Annotated in this window: 9 protein-coding genes and 1 pseudogene; 1 reads left to right on the plus strand and 9 read right to left on the minus strand. The window is 75.7% G+C overall.

Features of this window, described 5'->3' with window-relative positions; all coding sequences use genetic code 11:
- Positions 1-56: 56 nt before the first annotated feature.
- The 9 genes and pseudogenes from ABZ495_RS16805 to ABZ495_RS16845 form a co-directional block, all read right to left on the minus strand.
- Positions 57-1,868, minus strand: coding sequence for an amino acid adenylation domain-containing protein (locus tag ABZ495_RS16805; RefSeq protein WP_359836530.1), 1,812 nt, complete (start codon positions 1,866-1,868; stop codon positions 57-59).
- A gap of 27 nt (positions 1,869-1,895) precedes the next feature.
- Positions 1,896-3,071 (minus strand): acyl-CoA dehydrogenase family protein, encoded by a 1,176-nt coding sequence (locus tag ABZ495_RS16810; protein WP_359836532.1) that lies wholly within the window; start codon positions 3,069-3,071, stop codon positions 1,896-1,898.
- Positions 3,072-3,085: 14 nt separating this feature from the next.
- Positions 3,086-6,202 (minus strand): amino acid adenylation domain-containing protein, encoded by a 3,117-nt coding sequence (locus tag ABZ495_RS16815; protein WP_359836534.1) that lies wholly within the window; start codon positions 6,200-6,202, stop codon positions 3,086-3,088.
- Between the two features lie 464 nt (positions 6,203-6,666).
- The gene (locus tag ABZ495_RS16820) at positions 6,667-7,953 is read right to left on the minus strand and encodes a non-ribosomal peptide synthetase (RefSeq protein ID WP_359836537.1); all 1,287 of its coding nucleotides are present in this window, start codon (positions 7,951-7,953) and stop codon (positions 6,667-6,669) included.
- A gap of 48 nt (positions 7,954-8,001) precedes the next feature.
- Positions 8,002-9,369, minus strand: coding sequence for an MFS transporter (locus ABZ495_RS16825; protein ID WP_359836539.1), 1,368 nt, complete (start codon positions 9,367-9,369; stop codon positions 8,002-8,004).
- A 404-nt stretch (positions 9,370-9,773) separates the two neighbouring features.
- Positions 9,774-10,874: a PP2C family protein-serine/threonine phosphatase gene (locus ABZ495_RS16830; RefSeq protein ID WP_359811383.1), complete on the minus strand. Its 1,101-nt coding sequence runs from the start codon at positions 10,872-10,874 to the stop codon at positions 9,774-9,776.
- Positions 10,875-11,230: 356 nt separating this feature from the next.
- Positions 11,231-11,554 (minus strand): annotated as a pseudogene (locus ABZ495_RS16835) (DNA topoisomerase IB); the annotation flags it as partial.
- A gap of 54 nt (positions 11,555-11,608) precedes the next feature.
- Positions 11,609-12,829 carry a PP2C family protein-serine/threonine phosphatase gene (locus ABZ495_RS16840; protein ID WP_359836540.1) on the minus strand — a complete coding sequence of 407 codons (1,221 nt, stop codon included), beginning with the start codon at positions 12,827-12,829 and terminating at the stop codon, positions 11,609-11,611.
- Positions 12,830-13,138: 309 nt separating this feature from the next.
- Positions 13,139-13,696 carry a TetR family transcriptional regulator gene (locus tag ABZ495_RS16845; protein ID WP_359836542.1) on the minus strand — a complete coding sequence of 186 codons (558 nt, stop codon included), beginning with the start codon at positions 13,694-13,696 and terminating at the stop codon, positions 13,139-13,141.
- Between the two features lie 87 nt (positions 13,697-13,783).
- Here ABZ495_RS16845 and ABZ495_RS16850 point away from each other — a divergent pair, with 87 nt between their 5' ends.
- Positions 13,784-14,941: an FAD-dependent monooxygenase gene (locus ABZ495_RS16850; RefSeq protein WP_359836544.1), complete on the plus strand. Its 1,158-nt coding sequence runs from the start codon at positions 13,784-13,786 to the stop codon at positions 14,939-14,941.
- The last annotated feature ends 46 nt before the right edge of the window (positions 14,942-14,987 follow it).

Here is a 14,987-nt window from a genome sequence, read left to right on the forward strand (position 1 = left end):
CTTCCGGGCGCCCCGGCGGTACGGCCGGGGCGCCCCAGTGAGGCGGTGCGGGAGGGTCAGGCGGTCGCGGCCGGGGCGGCCGCCCGCTCCTCGACCAGTCGGGCGACGGCCCGCAGGTCCGGCTGGCGCAGCACCAGGGGTGCGCGCAGCCGGATCCCGTACGCGCTTTCGAGCGCCTCCAGCAGTCGGGCGGCGGCGAGCGAGTTGCCGCCGGAGGCGAGGAAGTTGTCGGCGAGGCCGAGGTCGGCACGGCCGATCAGCTCACGGCAGAGCTTCAGTACGGTGCGCTCGGCAGGGGTGTCGCCCTCCTCCGCCGCCGCGGGCTCCGGTGGCACCGCGGCCAGCAGCGCCCGGCGGTCCACCTTGCCGTTGGCGTCCAGCAGGAAGCGGTCCACCAACCGGACGGCGGAGGGCACCGCCTGCTCGGGAAGCCAGGGCCGGACGGCGTCCAGCAGCCGCGCCGGGTCGATGCCGCCCTCGGAGGCGGCCCCGCCGGACTCCCCGCCGTCGCCCACCTGGACGAAGGCGAGCAGCCGGACGCCACCGGCGGGCGCCTGCTCGGCGGCCACGACCGCCCGGCGCACCCGCGGGTCGCGCTCGAACGCGGCCTCGACCTCGGCGGGTTCGATCCGCACACCGCTGACCTTGACCTGGTCGTCCAGGCGGCCCTGGAACTCCAGCACCCCGTCCGCACGCATGACGACCCGGTCGCCGGTGCGGTAGACCCGGTCGGTGCCGTCCACGCCCTCGGGGGCATCGAGGAAGCGGAGGGCGGTCAGCTCGGGGTCGAGGTACCCGGCGGCCAGGCCGCGTCCGCCGATCCGCAGCTCACCGGAGACGCCGCGCGGCACCGGCCGGCCGTCCTCGTCGGTGACCAGCACGACCGCGCCCGCGATCGGCAGCCCGATCGGCGGTGCGCCGTCGCCGTGGTCGCCGCCGGGGGCCATCGTGTGCACGGTGGTGGTGACGGTGGCCTCGGCGGGGCCGTAGGCGTTGTGGACGGTGGCGGTGACGTCCCGCCCGGGGGCGCGGCGCAGCCGGTCGCCGCCGACGGTGAGGTGGCGCAGCGCCAGCCCGGCGGGCCAGGGGCGGCCCAGGACGGGCTCGGCCAGCGGGGTGGGCAGGACGGCCACGGTGATGCCGGCCTCGCCCCACCAGTCGGTGAGCGCGCCGGAGTCCCAGCGGACGGCCTCGGGGGCCACCACCAGGGCGGCGCCGGAGGTGAGACCGGCCCACAGCTCCATCACGTGCGGGTCGAAGGCGACGCCGATCAGCAGGCTGTGCCGCTCGCCGGGGCCGAGGCCGGTCAGCTCGCGGTACCACCGCAGCATCGCGCCGAGCGCGGGCCCGGTGACGGCGACGGCCTTCGGGGTGCCGGTGGACCCGGAGGTGAGCACCGCGTAGTGGGTGCCGGCCGGGACGGGCACCTGCGTGCCGGACGCCAGGGCGGCCACCACGCCCTCGGTGGGCAGGTCCAGCGCGAGGCGTTCGCCACCCGGCGGCAGCAGGTCCGGCTCGCCGACCAGGCAGGCCGGTCGCAGCTGCTCGGCGACGGCCCGCAGCCGGCGCTCGCCGGGGCGCGGACCGAGCGGCAGGTGGACGGCGCCGAGCTTGGCGGCGGCCAGGGTGACGGCCACCAGCGACACCGAGTGGCCGAGGCAGACGCCGAGCAGGTCGCCCGGGCCGACCTTGCCGCGCAGGGCTTCGGCCGTTCTGTCGGCGAGGCGGTCGAGCTCGGCGTAGCTGTAGGTCCGCTCGCCGTCGATCAGTGCGGGGGCGTCCGGGGTGCGCTGCGCCCAGCTGGTGAACAGGTCGAGGATCGCGCCGTCCCGGTACGGACGGCCGGATGCGACGCTCAGGGATTCCATCATGGTCTCCTCAGTCTTGACGAACCGTCAGTTCAGGCCCATGGAGCGGGCGATGATGACCTTCTGCACCTCGGAGGTGCCCTCGATGATCGTGGTCATCCGCACGTAGCGGTACAGGAACTCCAGCGGGTGGCCCCGCACCCAGCCGGTGGCGCCGTGCACCTGGAGCGAGCGGTCGACCGCCCGCACCGCGGTCTCGGAGGCGGTGAGCTTGGCGAGCGCGGCGTTCTCGGGCGACTCGGTGCCCTCGTCGACCAGCCGGGCGCAGGCGAGGGTGAGCAGCTTGGAGGACTCGACCTCGGCCCGGGTCGACACCAGGTGCTCCTGGACGTGCTGGTACTCGCCGATCACCCGGCCGAAGGCACGCCGGTCCCTGGCGTACTCGACGCCGATGCGCAGCGCGTACTCCGCGATGCCGTTGCACATCGCGGCGACCACCAGGCGGCCGCGCGAGAGGCTGTCCATGGCGAGGGCGGTGGCCGCGCCGACCCCCTCCTCGCCGCCGATCACGGCCTCCGGGCCGACGGTGACCCCGTCGAGGAGCAGCTCGAACAGCGGCTCGCCGGACATGCCCTCATAGCGCTGGCCGATCCGCAGCCCGGGCTGGTCCATCGGCAGCACGAAGGCGGTGGACCCGGTCGTGGGACCGGCGCCGTCGCCGAGGTCGGTGGCGGCGACGACCAGCGCGATCCCGGCGTGCTCGGCGTTGCTGACGAAGGTCTTGCGCCCGTTCAGCACCCACCGGTCGCCGTCGCGCCGCGCGGTGGTGGTGAGCCGGAAGGCGTCGGAACCGGCGTGCGGCTCGGTGAGGGCGAGGCAGCGGGTCTGCTCGCCGCGCACCAGCGGGATCAGGTGGCGCTCGATCTGCTCGGGGGTGCCGTGGCGCAGCAGCGGGCTGGGACCGTCGGAGCCGGCCAGCGCGTACGGGGCCAGGACGCAGCCGCTGCGCCCGGCGGCGTGGTGCAGCAGGACGACGGCGGTGAACGGCATGCCGGAGCCGCCGAGTTCCTCCGGGTAGTCGCCGGCGTAGAAGCCGAGCGCGGCGGAGCGCTTGCGGACGTAGCTGCGCAGGTCGCCCGGAACCTGGTCGGCAGTCTCGGGCAACTCGGCTGCCAGCGGGACGAGTTCGCGGCGGACGAAGCTCTCGAAGGCCTCGACGAGTTCGCGGTGGCCGTCTTCCAGGACGGCGGAGGGCGCGGTCATCTCGGTGCCGCCTTTCACTTCTGGCCGATGAGGGCGCGGGCCTGGTCGGCCAGCACGGCGTGGCGGAACAGGGTGCGCAGCGGCGGGCGGCTGCCGAGGTGCGGCTCCAGGTGGGCGGCGAGCTGCGCGGCGAGCAGCGAGTGGCCGCCGACCTCGAAGAAGTGCGAGTCCGCGGAGAAGCGGTCGTGGCCGAGCACCTCGCGCCAGGCGGCGGCGATCAACTCCTGGGCGGGGTCGGCGAAGGCGCTCGGCGCGGTCTCCGCGTCGGCGGCCTCCTCGGCCTCGTCCGCCAGCCGGGCGAGGGCGGCGCGGTCGGGCTTGCCGCCGGGCAGGGTCGGCATCGCCGCGACGGCGGTCCAGCTCGCCGGGACGAGTCCGCCGGGCAGCCGGCGGGCGAGCGCCTCGTGCAGGCCGGCCTGGTCGGGGCGGTCGGTGCCCTCCAGGAATCCGAGCAGCCGGGGACCGGTCTGCGGGTCGGTGTGCAGCACCACCGCGCAGGAACGGCCGCCGAGTTCGGCGGAGGCGGCGGCCTCGATCTCCTCCAGCTCGATGCGGTGGCCGCGGAGCTTGACCTGGTTGTCGGCCCGGCCGAGGAAGCACAGCCGGCCGTCCAGGTCGCGGTAGCCGCGGTCGCCGGTGCGGTAGACGCGGGCGCCGTCGAGCGCGGGGACGCTGACGAAGCGGGCGGCGGTCGGCTCCGGCAGGCCGAGGTAGCCGTCGGCCAGCATCGGCCCAGCGACGACGAGTTCGCCGACGCAGCCGGCCGGCAGCGGGCGCAGGGTGTCGTCCAGGACGTACATCCGGACGCCGTCCAGCTCGGTGCCGAGCGGGACCTCGGCGTCCGCGGCGACGTCGGCGGCGGTCACCTGGTACACGGTGGAGGTGACGGTGGCCTCGGTGACGCCGTAGCCGTTCAGCACGGTGGTGTGCTCGATCAGGTCCGCGAGCGCCCGGGCGGGCAGCCGCTCGCCGCCGAGCACGAGCAGCCGGGGCGACCAGCGGTCGTCGCGCAGCGCTTCGCACAGGTCCTCGCGGACGGCGAGCAGGTAGCTGGTCGGCAGGTTGGCGACGGTGACGCCGCGGGCGGCGAGGACGGCCACCAGCTCGGGCCCGGTGGGCACCTCGCGCTGCGGCACGACCAGGGCGGCGCCGACGGCGAGCGCGGGCAGCACCTCCTCCAGCGCCACGTCGAAGGACGGCCGGGCGAACAGCAGCACCCGGTCGGCGGAAGTGAGTTCGTAGCGCGCGGCGATCGCGGCGACGTAGCCGGCGAGCGCCTCACGGCCGACCCGGACGGGCTTGGGCACACCGGTGGAGCCGGAGGTGTGGATCAGGTAGGCGGCGCCGTCCAGCACCTCGGCGGGCTCGGCCTTCGGGAACGCCGGGCCGTCCAGGAGCGCCGGGGTGACACCCTCGGCGGGCAGCGCGAGGGCGCTCTGCCGGGTGGCCAGGACGAGGGCCGGGCTCAGCCGCTCCAGCAGCAGGCCGAGCCGGGCGGCCGGGTCCTCGGTGGACAGCGGGGCGTAGACGGCGCCGTGGCGCAGGCAGGCGAGCAGGGCGACCACGCTGTCCGCGCCGCGCGGCAGGACGGTGGCCACCGGCTGACCGGGGGCGACCCCGGCGGCGCGCAGCCGCTCGACCAGCGCGGCGACGCGGCGGTCGAGTTCGCCGTAGCTGATCCGCTCGCTGCCGGCCAGCAGGGCGAGCGCGCTCGGATCGTGGGCGGCGGCCGGGTCGAGCAACGCCGAGGCGTCGGCGGGCCCGGCCGGGGCGTCCGCGGGCACGGTGGCGGGCGGCTCTGCCGCGGGCGCCGGGGCCAGCTCGGCGATCGGCGCCAGCGGGCGGTCGAGGTAGCAGCGCAGCAGCTCCAGCAGCCGCTCGGACAGCAGCACGGCCTCGGACTCGCGGAACAGGTCCGCGTCGTAGTCCCAGACCAGGGTCATGCCGGCGACGCCGTGCTTCTCGCCGACCACCCGGCGGTCGTCGGGCAGCAGCACCAGGTCGAGGTCGAAGCGGGTGGTGCCGGTGTTGAAGCCCTCGTACAGCGAGACCTCCAGCCCGGGCGCCTGGACGTCCGGCAGCGCCGCGTCGTGCGCGCTGAACATCACGTTCCACAGCGGGTTGTCGGCGCCGCTGGTGTGCAGGCCCAGGCGGCGGGTCAGCTCCTGCACCGGCAGGTCCTGGTACGGCAGCGCGCGCATCAGGACGTCGGTCACCTCGTCCACCGCCTCGGTGCCGGGCGCGGCGGGATCGAGCCGCAGGCGCAGCGGCACGGTGTTCACGAACATGCCGACGGTGCCCTCGAAGCCCTCCGGGCGGTTGCCGACGGCGGTGCCGACCACGAGCTCGCGGTGCCCGCTGTGCCGGCGCAGCAGCTCGGCGAGCAGGGCGAGCATGGTGCTGAACGGGGTGTGACCGTCCGCCTTGCTGCGCTCGCGCAGCCGCTCGGCCAGGTCGGCGCCGATCGACTGGCGCAGCTGGCCGCCCCGGTGGCGGCGCTCGGCGCCCGGCCGGGCCAGCCCGGGCAGCGTGACCTCGCGCGGCGCGTCGGCCAGCTCCTTGGTCCAGAAGTCGAGTGCGCGCTCGCGGGACACGTCGGCGGCGGTCCGCGCGTGCTCCTCGTACGAGGGGGCGGCGGGCAGCTCGTAGGGCTCGCCGAGGACCTGGGCGCGGTAGACGGTGAACAGGTCGCGCAGCAGGATCGCGAAGGAGTGGCCGTCGTGGACGAGGTGGTGCTCGACGTGGATCAGCCGGTGGTGCTCCTCGGCGATCCGGACCAGGTGCCAGCGCAGCACCGGCGCCCGCTCGGTGTCCACCGGCTCCTCGGCCTCGGCGGCGAGCAGTCGCCGGAAGGCGGCGTCCGGGTCGTCCTCGGCGGTGAAGTCGCTGTGGCGCAGCTCCGGTCGACACCCCTCGGCGACCCGCTGGCCGGGCAGGCCCTCGGGCCGGGGCACCAACTCCAGGCGCAGGCCCGGGTGGTGGTCCAGGACGGCGGCCAGGCCCGCGTGCAGCGCGTCCCGGTCGAGGGTGCCGTACAGGTCGAGGACGGCGGTGAAGTTGTAGGCGCGGCTGCCCGGCAGCATCTGTTCGTGCAGCCAGACGATCTCTTGCGACGGAGAGAGTGCGAACATGGGCGGTTCCCTTGTGTGGTGGGCTTGTCGGCACGTCGGTGGTGGCGCCGGCGGCGGGCGTGGGGTGGTCCCGTTCCGGCTGGCGACCGGGGCGCACCGAGGTGACGGTGCGGTCCCGGGTCGGGGCATCTGCACGGTCGGGCCCGTCAGGGCCCGCGCGTCCAGGCGCGGTGGATCCGGCGAGGCGGATCCGGTGGGGGAGCTCAGGCCCGCGCGGGAGGGCGCGGGAGGTCGGGCCGTGGGGGCCGGCTAAGGGCTGTCGGGCCGTGCGAGGTCGGGCCGTGGGAGGTCGGGCCCTCGCGGTGGGGCGCGGGAGCGGTGCGGCGCGAGCCCCGGCCGGGGCGGGCGCGTTCGGCCCGGTGGCCCGGCTGTGGAAGACCCGCGCCAGGTCGGCCGCCGGATACCGGTGGCAGGTCGGGCGCCGGCGCCCGACGGAACGTCAGACGCCGTACCTCGGAAGCGGATCAGGCGAGCGCGCCCGGGCGGGGCCGGGCGTAGAGGTGCTGCCGCAGGACGGCGAGCAGGTCGGCGAAGGCGGCGTGGGCGTCGGTCTCGGCGAAGCGGTCGCTGTCCCAGGCGAGCCGGACCAGCAGGTCGTCGCCGTGCGAGGCGGAGACGGCGAGCGGGGCGGCGAGCGGTCGTCCGGCCAGGTGGGTCTCCCGGCCGGGCGTGCCGCCGAGCACCAGCGGCGGGCGGCGGTGCAGGTCCTCCAGGGTGAGCATGGCGTCCAGCGCGCCCGACCAGGCCGCCCCCGCGGTCCGTGCGGCGCGCACCACCTCGTCGAACGGGGTGCCGGCGTGGTCGAGGTCGTCCCACCAGGCGTCGGCGAGGGCGTCCAGGTCGTCCGTGGGGGTCGGACCGGCCGGGTGCACCAGGGTGTTGAGGAAGCAGCCGAGCGCGGCGGGCGCGCCGGGCGGGCGGCCGCCCCACGGGTAGCCGAGCGCGAGCGGGCCGTCCACGGGGTGCAGCCGGTGCGCGGCGGCCCCGACGGCGTCCAGCAGGGCCGGGAAGACCGCGCCGCGGGCGGCGCCCTCGGCGGCGGGCAGCCGCTCGGTGAGCATCCCGGTGGACGTGGCCGCGCCGCCGCCCGCCCCGGTCAGGGCGCCGAGCCGACGGCCCCAGTGGGCCTGGGCGGCGGCCCCGCCGGCGGCGTCCTCGGCGGCCAGTTGGAGCTCGACGGCCTGGCGGTAGTCGGCCAGCGCCTGCGGGCCGGGGCGTGCCGCCGGGGCGTCACCGCCCTCGTAGGCCTCGCTCAGCTCGGCGGTGAGCACCCCGAGCGACTGCTCGTCGCAGGCCGCGTGGTCCAGTGCGAGGGCGAGCAGCTCCTCCTCGCCGTCCGGGTCCCGGGCCACCAGCAGGCGCAGCGCGGGGCCGCCGGCGGGGCGGTCCAGCAAAGCCCGGCGCAGCGCCGCGCGGGCCGTGTCGCCGGGGGCGACGGTGATCCGGGCGGCCTCGGCCGAGGGGCCGCCGACCCGCAGGACGGGTGTGCCGCGCACGGTCGCGAAGCCGCCGGACAGGGCCGGGTGGTGGGCGGCGACCGCGGCCGCGGCGCGGGCCAGCCGCTCCACGTTGAGGGTGCCCCGCGGGTAGGCGAAGAACAGCGGGACGACGTCGGAGCGGTCGTGCGGCGCGAGTCGACGGGTGATCAGGAACCGTCGCTGGGCTCCGGTCAGCGGGAGCAGGTCAGCCGGGGAGTCCGCGGCAGCGCTGCGGTACCGGGCGAGGTAGGCGGAGGTGATGCTGGCGTGCACGGGAACGGTCTCCGGTTTCCGGTCGCGGCTCGGCAGGTCTGGGGTCGGTCAGTGGGTGCTGGGGCTCACGGCGGGCTCCTCGGCGGCGCGATCGGGGCTGCCCCCGGCGGCGCTGTCGGTTGTGGTCGCGGTGGCGTCCCGGCCAGCGGCGGTCGACCCGGTACCGTCCGGGCCGCCCGGCAGCTCCCGCATCCGCCGCAGCGGCGAGAGCAGCAGCGGCACCGGCACGAGCAGGAACCCGACCGCGCAGAGCCAGAGCGCGGCCCGCGGCCCGGCCGAGTCGGCGACGATGCCGCCGCCCAGCGCGCCGATCGGCAGCGTGCCCCACACCAGGAAGCGCATGGTGGCGTTCATCCGGCCGAGCAGCTCCGGCGGGCAGACGCTCTGCCTGAAGCTGACCTGGGCGACGTTGTAGGCGACCGCCCCGAACAGCACCACCCCGGAGGCGAGGCCGAACAGCACCACGCCCAGGCCGCCGTCGGACAGCGGCCACAGCACCGCGAACGGCGCCGTCACCAGCGTGGACAGCCAGATCAGCCGGGCTTGTCCGACCCACCGCGCCAGCCGGCCGGCGCACAGCGCACCCGCCAGCCCGCCGACGGCGGAGACCGACAGCAGCACGCCGATGGCCCCCGGTGCCAGGTCGAGCACCCGCACCCAGAAGACGGTCTGCACGGCCATCAGCACGGCCGCGAACAGGTTGGACACCGCGGTGGCGGCCGCGATCGCCCGCAGCAGCGGGTGCCCGAGCACGAACCGGACGCCCTCCCCCACCTCGGCGCGCAGCGAGCGCCCGGGCTCCGGCTCCGCGAGCGGCTCCTCGACCCGGATCCGGGCGAGCAGCAGTGCGGAGACCAGGTAGCCGAAGGCGTCGGCCACGATGGCGAGCGGCGCGCCGAGCAGTTGGACCAGTCCGCCGCCGAGGCCCGGTCCGGCGATCTGCGCCGAGGACCGGACCGTCTCCAACGCCCCGTTCCCGTCGACCAGTTGCTCGCGCGGCAGAACGGCGGGCAGGAAGGACTGGTGGGCGACGTCGAAGAACACCGTCGCCACCCCCGTGACCAGCGCCACCAGGTAGAGCTGCGGCATGGTCAGCACCCCGAGCGCCGCCGCCGGCGGGATCGTCCCGACCGCCAGGCAGCGCACGAGGTCGGCGCGGATCAGCACCGGAAGCTTGCGCATCCGGTCCAGCCAGGCTCCGGCCGGCAGTCCGACCAGCAGGAAGGCGGCGGTCTCGGCGGCGGTCAGCAGGCCGACCTCGAACGGGGTGGCGTCCAGCACCACCACCGCCACCAACGGCAGCGCGACCAGCGTGACCTGACTGCCCGTCTGGGCCGCCGCGGCGCCGGTCAGCAGGAGCCGGAAGTCGCGGTGGCCGAACAGACGGGCCCGACGGGGGTGAGGCTTCTCGTTCATTGGTTCGACTTTCCGTCACCCCTTCGACACCGGGCAACCACCGGGTCCGTTTCCGGACGAACCGCCGGTCGGCCGGATCCCGCCACTCCCCCGACCACCCCTTGCAGGCCTCTTACGCGCCCTTATGGCCCGGGCGCGGGGCGCACGCGGCCGGTCGGCCTAGGCGGCACGGGCCGAGGAGCACCCGGGACCCGTCGGCGGTCGGTCGTCCATTTCTCCGTCCGATATTCGGACCCCTACTTTCCGGCCATCGGACGCCACCACTCAACTTGGCCGGATTCCGTGGAGTACCGCGAGGACGTCACCCCACCGTGATATGGGCGTGACCGACGGTGGCCGCCGTCCAAAACATCGACCCGTCCGTCCGGCCGCCTGTCCACCTGTCCACCCGACCTGCCGCGCCCTCAGTCCTCCGACCGACGGGTGATCGCCAGCACCGCCATGTCGTCGTCCCGCGGACCGCCGGTCCACCGCTCGACACCGGCCACCAGCGCGTCCAGCACCTCACCCGGCCCGGCGACCGGCCCCAGCCCGGCCAGCCCGAGCACCGGGTCGTAGAACTCCCCCGCCGCGTCCCGGGCCTCGGTCACGCCGTCGGTCACCAGCAGCAGCGTGCACCCGGGCGGGAACGGCCGGCTCTCCGGCGCGGGCCGCGCGACCCCCAGGCCGCCCATCCCCAGCGGCAGCCCCGGGTCGGCCGCGTCCAACCGCAGCACGGGCGGCGCGGGACGGGCGTCGGCGCTCAGCAGGTACGGGCCGGGGTGCCCGCAGTCGAGCGTGCGCACCACCCCCTCCCCCAGCGGAAGCTCCACCAGCAGCGCCGTGATGAACCCCTCCATCCGCAGCTCCTCGCTCATCTGGTCGGCCTCCCGGAGCAGCGAGTCCTCCAGCGCGTCCGCGAGCGCCGCCAGGTCCGCCACCCGGTGCGAGGCCTCCCGGAAGGCGCCCAGCAGCACCGAGACCGCCCCCACCGCCTGCAGCCCCTTGCCCCGCACGTCCGCGATCAGCACCCGGACGCCGAAGCGGGTGGTCTGCAGCGCGTAGGCGTCCCCGCCGATCAGCGCCTCGTCCTGGGCCGCGTGGTAGGAGGCCGCGACCGACAGCTCCCCCACCCGCCCCGGCGGCTCCGGCAGCACCGCCTGCTGCGCCGCCTCCGCCACCGACCGCACCCGCGCCAGCCGCCGCCCGTGCCGGGCCACCACACGGTTCACCCCGACCCCGAGCAGGGCGGCGAAGGCCGTGTTGGCCAGCTCCAGGAACCCGTCGGCGGTCCCGATCGACCCGTCCTGGGTGGACAGCACCAGGATCCCGGTCACATTGGCCAGTCCGACCGCACAGGTGTCCCGCAAGGTCAGCAGCGCCCCGGACAACACGGCGGCGGCGGCCAGCAACGGGTCACCCCAGTAGTCGGCCGGATCCAGCGAATTCCACACCAGCCCGCCGACGATCAGCAACCACGGCGCGGCCCGCACATACGGCGGCCACTGGACGGACCTCGGGGGCATCGGCGACCTGGCTTCCGTCTCACCACCATCCGGAAGGGCTCCCTCCGATCGTAGCCACGTGCCGTCGGAACTCGCACGACGGATGACGTCGCCACCGACCGGACGGAGCCGCGCCGCGGGGCCCGCGGAATACGACGCACCCCGACTCCTCCGAAGATCCCCCGCCCCGAGGCGGCGGGGCGTCGAGCCGACTCACGAACCACCACCGGCACCGCGGAGGGCGGCGACCGGGAGGCCCGATCAGCCGCGGCGCGGTGGGCGCCCGACCGGTGTCCGGGCCGGGCAGTGTCCGGGCCGGGCAGTGTCCGGGCCGGGCAGTGTCCGGGCCGGGGGCGGTCCACCCACCGCCCCCGGCCCTACCCGAGCAGGTCCCGGACGGCGTCCTCAACCGGCCCGTGGGTGGCGACCGGACCTCCCGCCGCCCCGAGGCCGTCGAGGGCCGCGGCGATCGTCCGGCCCTCGTCGTAGAGCTCGATCAACCGCGGGTTGATGTAGGAGGCGCGGCACACGGCCGGGGTGTTGCCCAGGTAGTCGGCGACCTCGCGCACCACCCGGGCGGCGGCGCGGCGCCGTCGGGCCGGCGACTCCCCGACCGCCGGCTCGGAGACGGCCAGGCCCACGGCGGCCAGGACCGTGGCGTTCCACGTCCGGAAGTCCTTGGCGGTCAGGTCCGTACCGGCCCTGCCAGGCGCGGGTCGGCCGCCCGCGGCCGACGTGCCGCGGGCGGCGCGCGGTCACCGGTCGGGGTGCCATTCGACGAGCACGACGGTGGCGTCGTCGCGCAGGCGGTGGTCGCGGTGGGCCAGGAGGGCGTGCATGAGCCGGCGCAGGGCCTCGGGCGCGGGGTGGCCGCCGGCGGTGGCGCGGACGACGGTGTCGATGAGGCGCTGCTCGCCGAACAGCTGGCCGGCGGCCGAGCGGGCCTCGGTGACGCCGTCGGTGTGGACCAGGATGCGGTCACCCGGCTGCAGACGGGCCTGGTGGACGGGCACCGGCCGCTGGTGCCCACCGATGCCGAGCGGGGGGTGCGCCTGGCGCTCCAGCGCGCCGGGCACGACACGGCCCGCGCGGATCAGCAGCGGCGGCGGGTGGCCGCAGTTGACCCAGGACAGGCGCCCGGTGACGGTGTCGAGGTCCGCGATCACCGCCGTCAGCAGCCGGTCCGGGATCCAGCGGGTCAGCGTGGTGTCGATCGCCTCCGCGATGTCCGCGAGGGTGCCGTCCGCGCGGCGGGTCGAGCGGCAGGCCGCGAGGGCGACGGCGCTCGCCCCGCCGGAGGCGAGGTCGTGCCCCATCGCGTCGACCACGGTGAGGTGGAGGAGGTCGTCGGCCAGGCTGTGGTCGAAGGCGTCTCCCGCGACCTCGTACGCGGGCTCCAGGACGGCACTGGAGGTGACGCGCCTGGTCCCGACGGTGCGCGGGGGTACGAACGCCCACAGCAGCTCCGACTGCAGGCTCATCGGGCGGGTTCGGACCGTACGCACCAGAACGTCGCCGAAGGTGGACTTCGACACGAGAAGCAGCGTGGCCAGCGAGGCCAGCGCGAGGGCCCGGTCCAGCACCGGCCCGGGGCGGACGTGCACGCCGACGCGCAGCACGCCGACGCGCTCGATGCCGTCGACCAGCGGCACCCAGCCCACCTCCGGCGGCCCGGCGGCCGTCTCCGTCAGCGCCGTGCGGTAGGCGCGGCCCGCCAGCGTGCTGTCCACGTCCAGTGCCTCCGGCGGCTCGCGCAGCTCCGGATCGGGCAACGGCACCAGGACCCGCTGCTGGAGGTCGGCCAGGTAGACCTCCGCCGGTCCCAGGCCCAGCGACCGCGCCGCACCGGTCACCAGGCCGGGGAGTTCCTGCGGTGCGATCCGGTGCGAGGCCTCCAGCACCCGCGCCAGCACCGCCCCGAGCAAGGCGTCGCCCCTGTACGGCGCCTCACCCGCACCCGGCCCGCCGACGCCCATCCGGTCACCTCCGCAGTGCCCACCGCACGCCGCGGCGCACCGTGCCGACCCTCACCACCGACGGTACGCCGCAGCCGGGGGCCGGAACAGGGCGGCGGGGCCCGCGTCGCACCGCCCGCCGTCGCGGTCCCGGCTACTCCGACGAGCGATCGCCACTTTCGCATCACGGTCGGGCAGGAGGTCGGCGACGGCCGTGCGGATGGCGCCGCGGCTGACGTCGTACTCGCGGGCGAGGGCGGCGATGGACCGGCCCTCCGGGTACGCGGTGCGCACGGCATCGGCCACAGATCGCTTCCCGCCCGACGCGGGTTATCGCAGAGCCGCCGCCACCAGCCCGTGGATCTCCGCGTCGGACACACTTCCGCCAGTCACCAGGCGGTCGAAGACCAACCCGTCGACGCACGTCAGCAACGTGACGGTACGGCTCTCGGCATCCGCGATGCCTCGCGCGGTCAGGAAGTCGCACACGACCTGTCGCCCCGCGTTCGCGCGCGGCACGAGGATCTCCCGCAGCTCGGGGTGATGGACGCTCTCGATGGCGCACGCGTAGCGCGCGAGGGAGCGCCGCCGCCCCTCTCCCGTGAGTCGCCGGTCGAGGAAAGCGGCGATCCCGGTCACCAGTTCCTCGGCACTGCGCGGTACCGGTGTCCGGCTCCCGATGTCCTGGAGTTCCGTCTGATCGAGGACGACCAAGCGCCGGACCAGTGCGGTGAGAAGGGCCTGGCGGGTGCGGTAGTAGGCGGAGGTGGTGCCGGGCGGCAGGCCCGCCGCCCGGTCCACCGCGCGGTGGGTCAGTCCTCGCATCCCGGTATCGGCGAGCACTGCGATGGCCGTGTCGGCAAGAACGGTACGTCGATCATCGGGCACCCCCTATTTCTACACCTGTAGGACCCGGGATACGCTCCTTCTACACCTGTAGAAACACGCGGCAAGGCGGCAGGAGAGGGGCTGGGGATGGGCGGCAGGACAGTGGTGGTCGGAGGAGGCATCGGCGGGCTGGCCGCGGCGATCGGCCTGCGCCGGATCGGCTGGGAGGTGACGGTCGTCGAACGGGCTCGGGTCCTGGCTGACGTGGGCGCGGGCATTTCCCTGCACGCCAACGGCATCCGCGCGCTGGACGTCCTCGGCGTCGGCGAAGCAGTACGCGCGGCCGCGCGGCCGCAGTACACCGGAGGCACCCGCGCTCCCGGCGGCGGATGGCTGGCTCGGATGGACGGAGCCGTACTGGAGCGCGAACTGGGCACGCCGATCGTCGGCATCCCACGGGCCGTGCTGCACCGCCTGCTGCGCGAGGCCCTGCCTCCCGAGTGCCTGGTCATCGGGGCCGAGGTGATGTCCGTCGACTGCTCGGACCCCGGCCGGGTGCGGGTGCCGGTCAAGGAAGGCCTCCTGGACGCGGATCTGGTCGTGGCGGCCGACGGAGTGGACAGTCGTCTGCGCGGCCAGCTGTTCCCCGGCCATCCCGGCCCGGTCTACAGCGGATCCACGGTCCTTCGCGCCATCACCGAGCATCCGGTGCCGTTGCGTACGGACTTCGAACTGACCTGGGGAAAGGGCGCCGAGTTCGGCCACATCGCGTTCACAGACGGTCGGGCCGAATGGCACGCGGTGCTCAACTCGCCGCCCGGCACACGGCATGGGGACGCCCTGGCCGCGATGCGCCGCCGGTTCGGCGGCTGGCACGATCCGATCCCCGCACTGTTGGACGCGACCCGGCCGGACGCAGTCCTGCACCACGACATCCGCGAACTGGCAACGCCCTTGCCCGCCTTCACCGCGGGCCGGGTCGCGCTGCTCGGTGATGCCGCACACGCCATGACCCCGAACCTCGGTCAGGGCGCCTGCCAGGCCCTGGAGGACGCGGCCACCCTGGCCGCCGCGCTCTCCACCGAACCCAGCGTCGAATCAGCACTGACCCGCTACGACGCGGTGCGCCGCCCACGCAGCCAGTCAGTGGCGCGGGCGGCGCGCCAGGCCGGCCGGATGGGGCAGCAGCTGACGCACCCTCTGGCTGTGGCCGTGCGCAACACGGGACTCCGGCTGGTCCCCTCCAGGGTGACCGTCCGGGCCATCCTGCGGCATGCCGACTGGGCTCCGCCGAGTCTGCGCTGACCGCACCGGTGCCCGAACCGTCCGCGACCGGTGTCGGCGCCAGGTG

The organism is Kitasatospora sp. NPDC005748 (genome assembly GCF_040630735.1).
In the GTDB taxonomy this organism is placed as follows: Bacteria; Actinomycetota; Actinomycetes; order Streptomycetales; family Streptomycetaceae; genus Kitasatospora.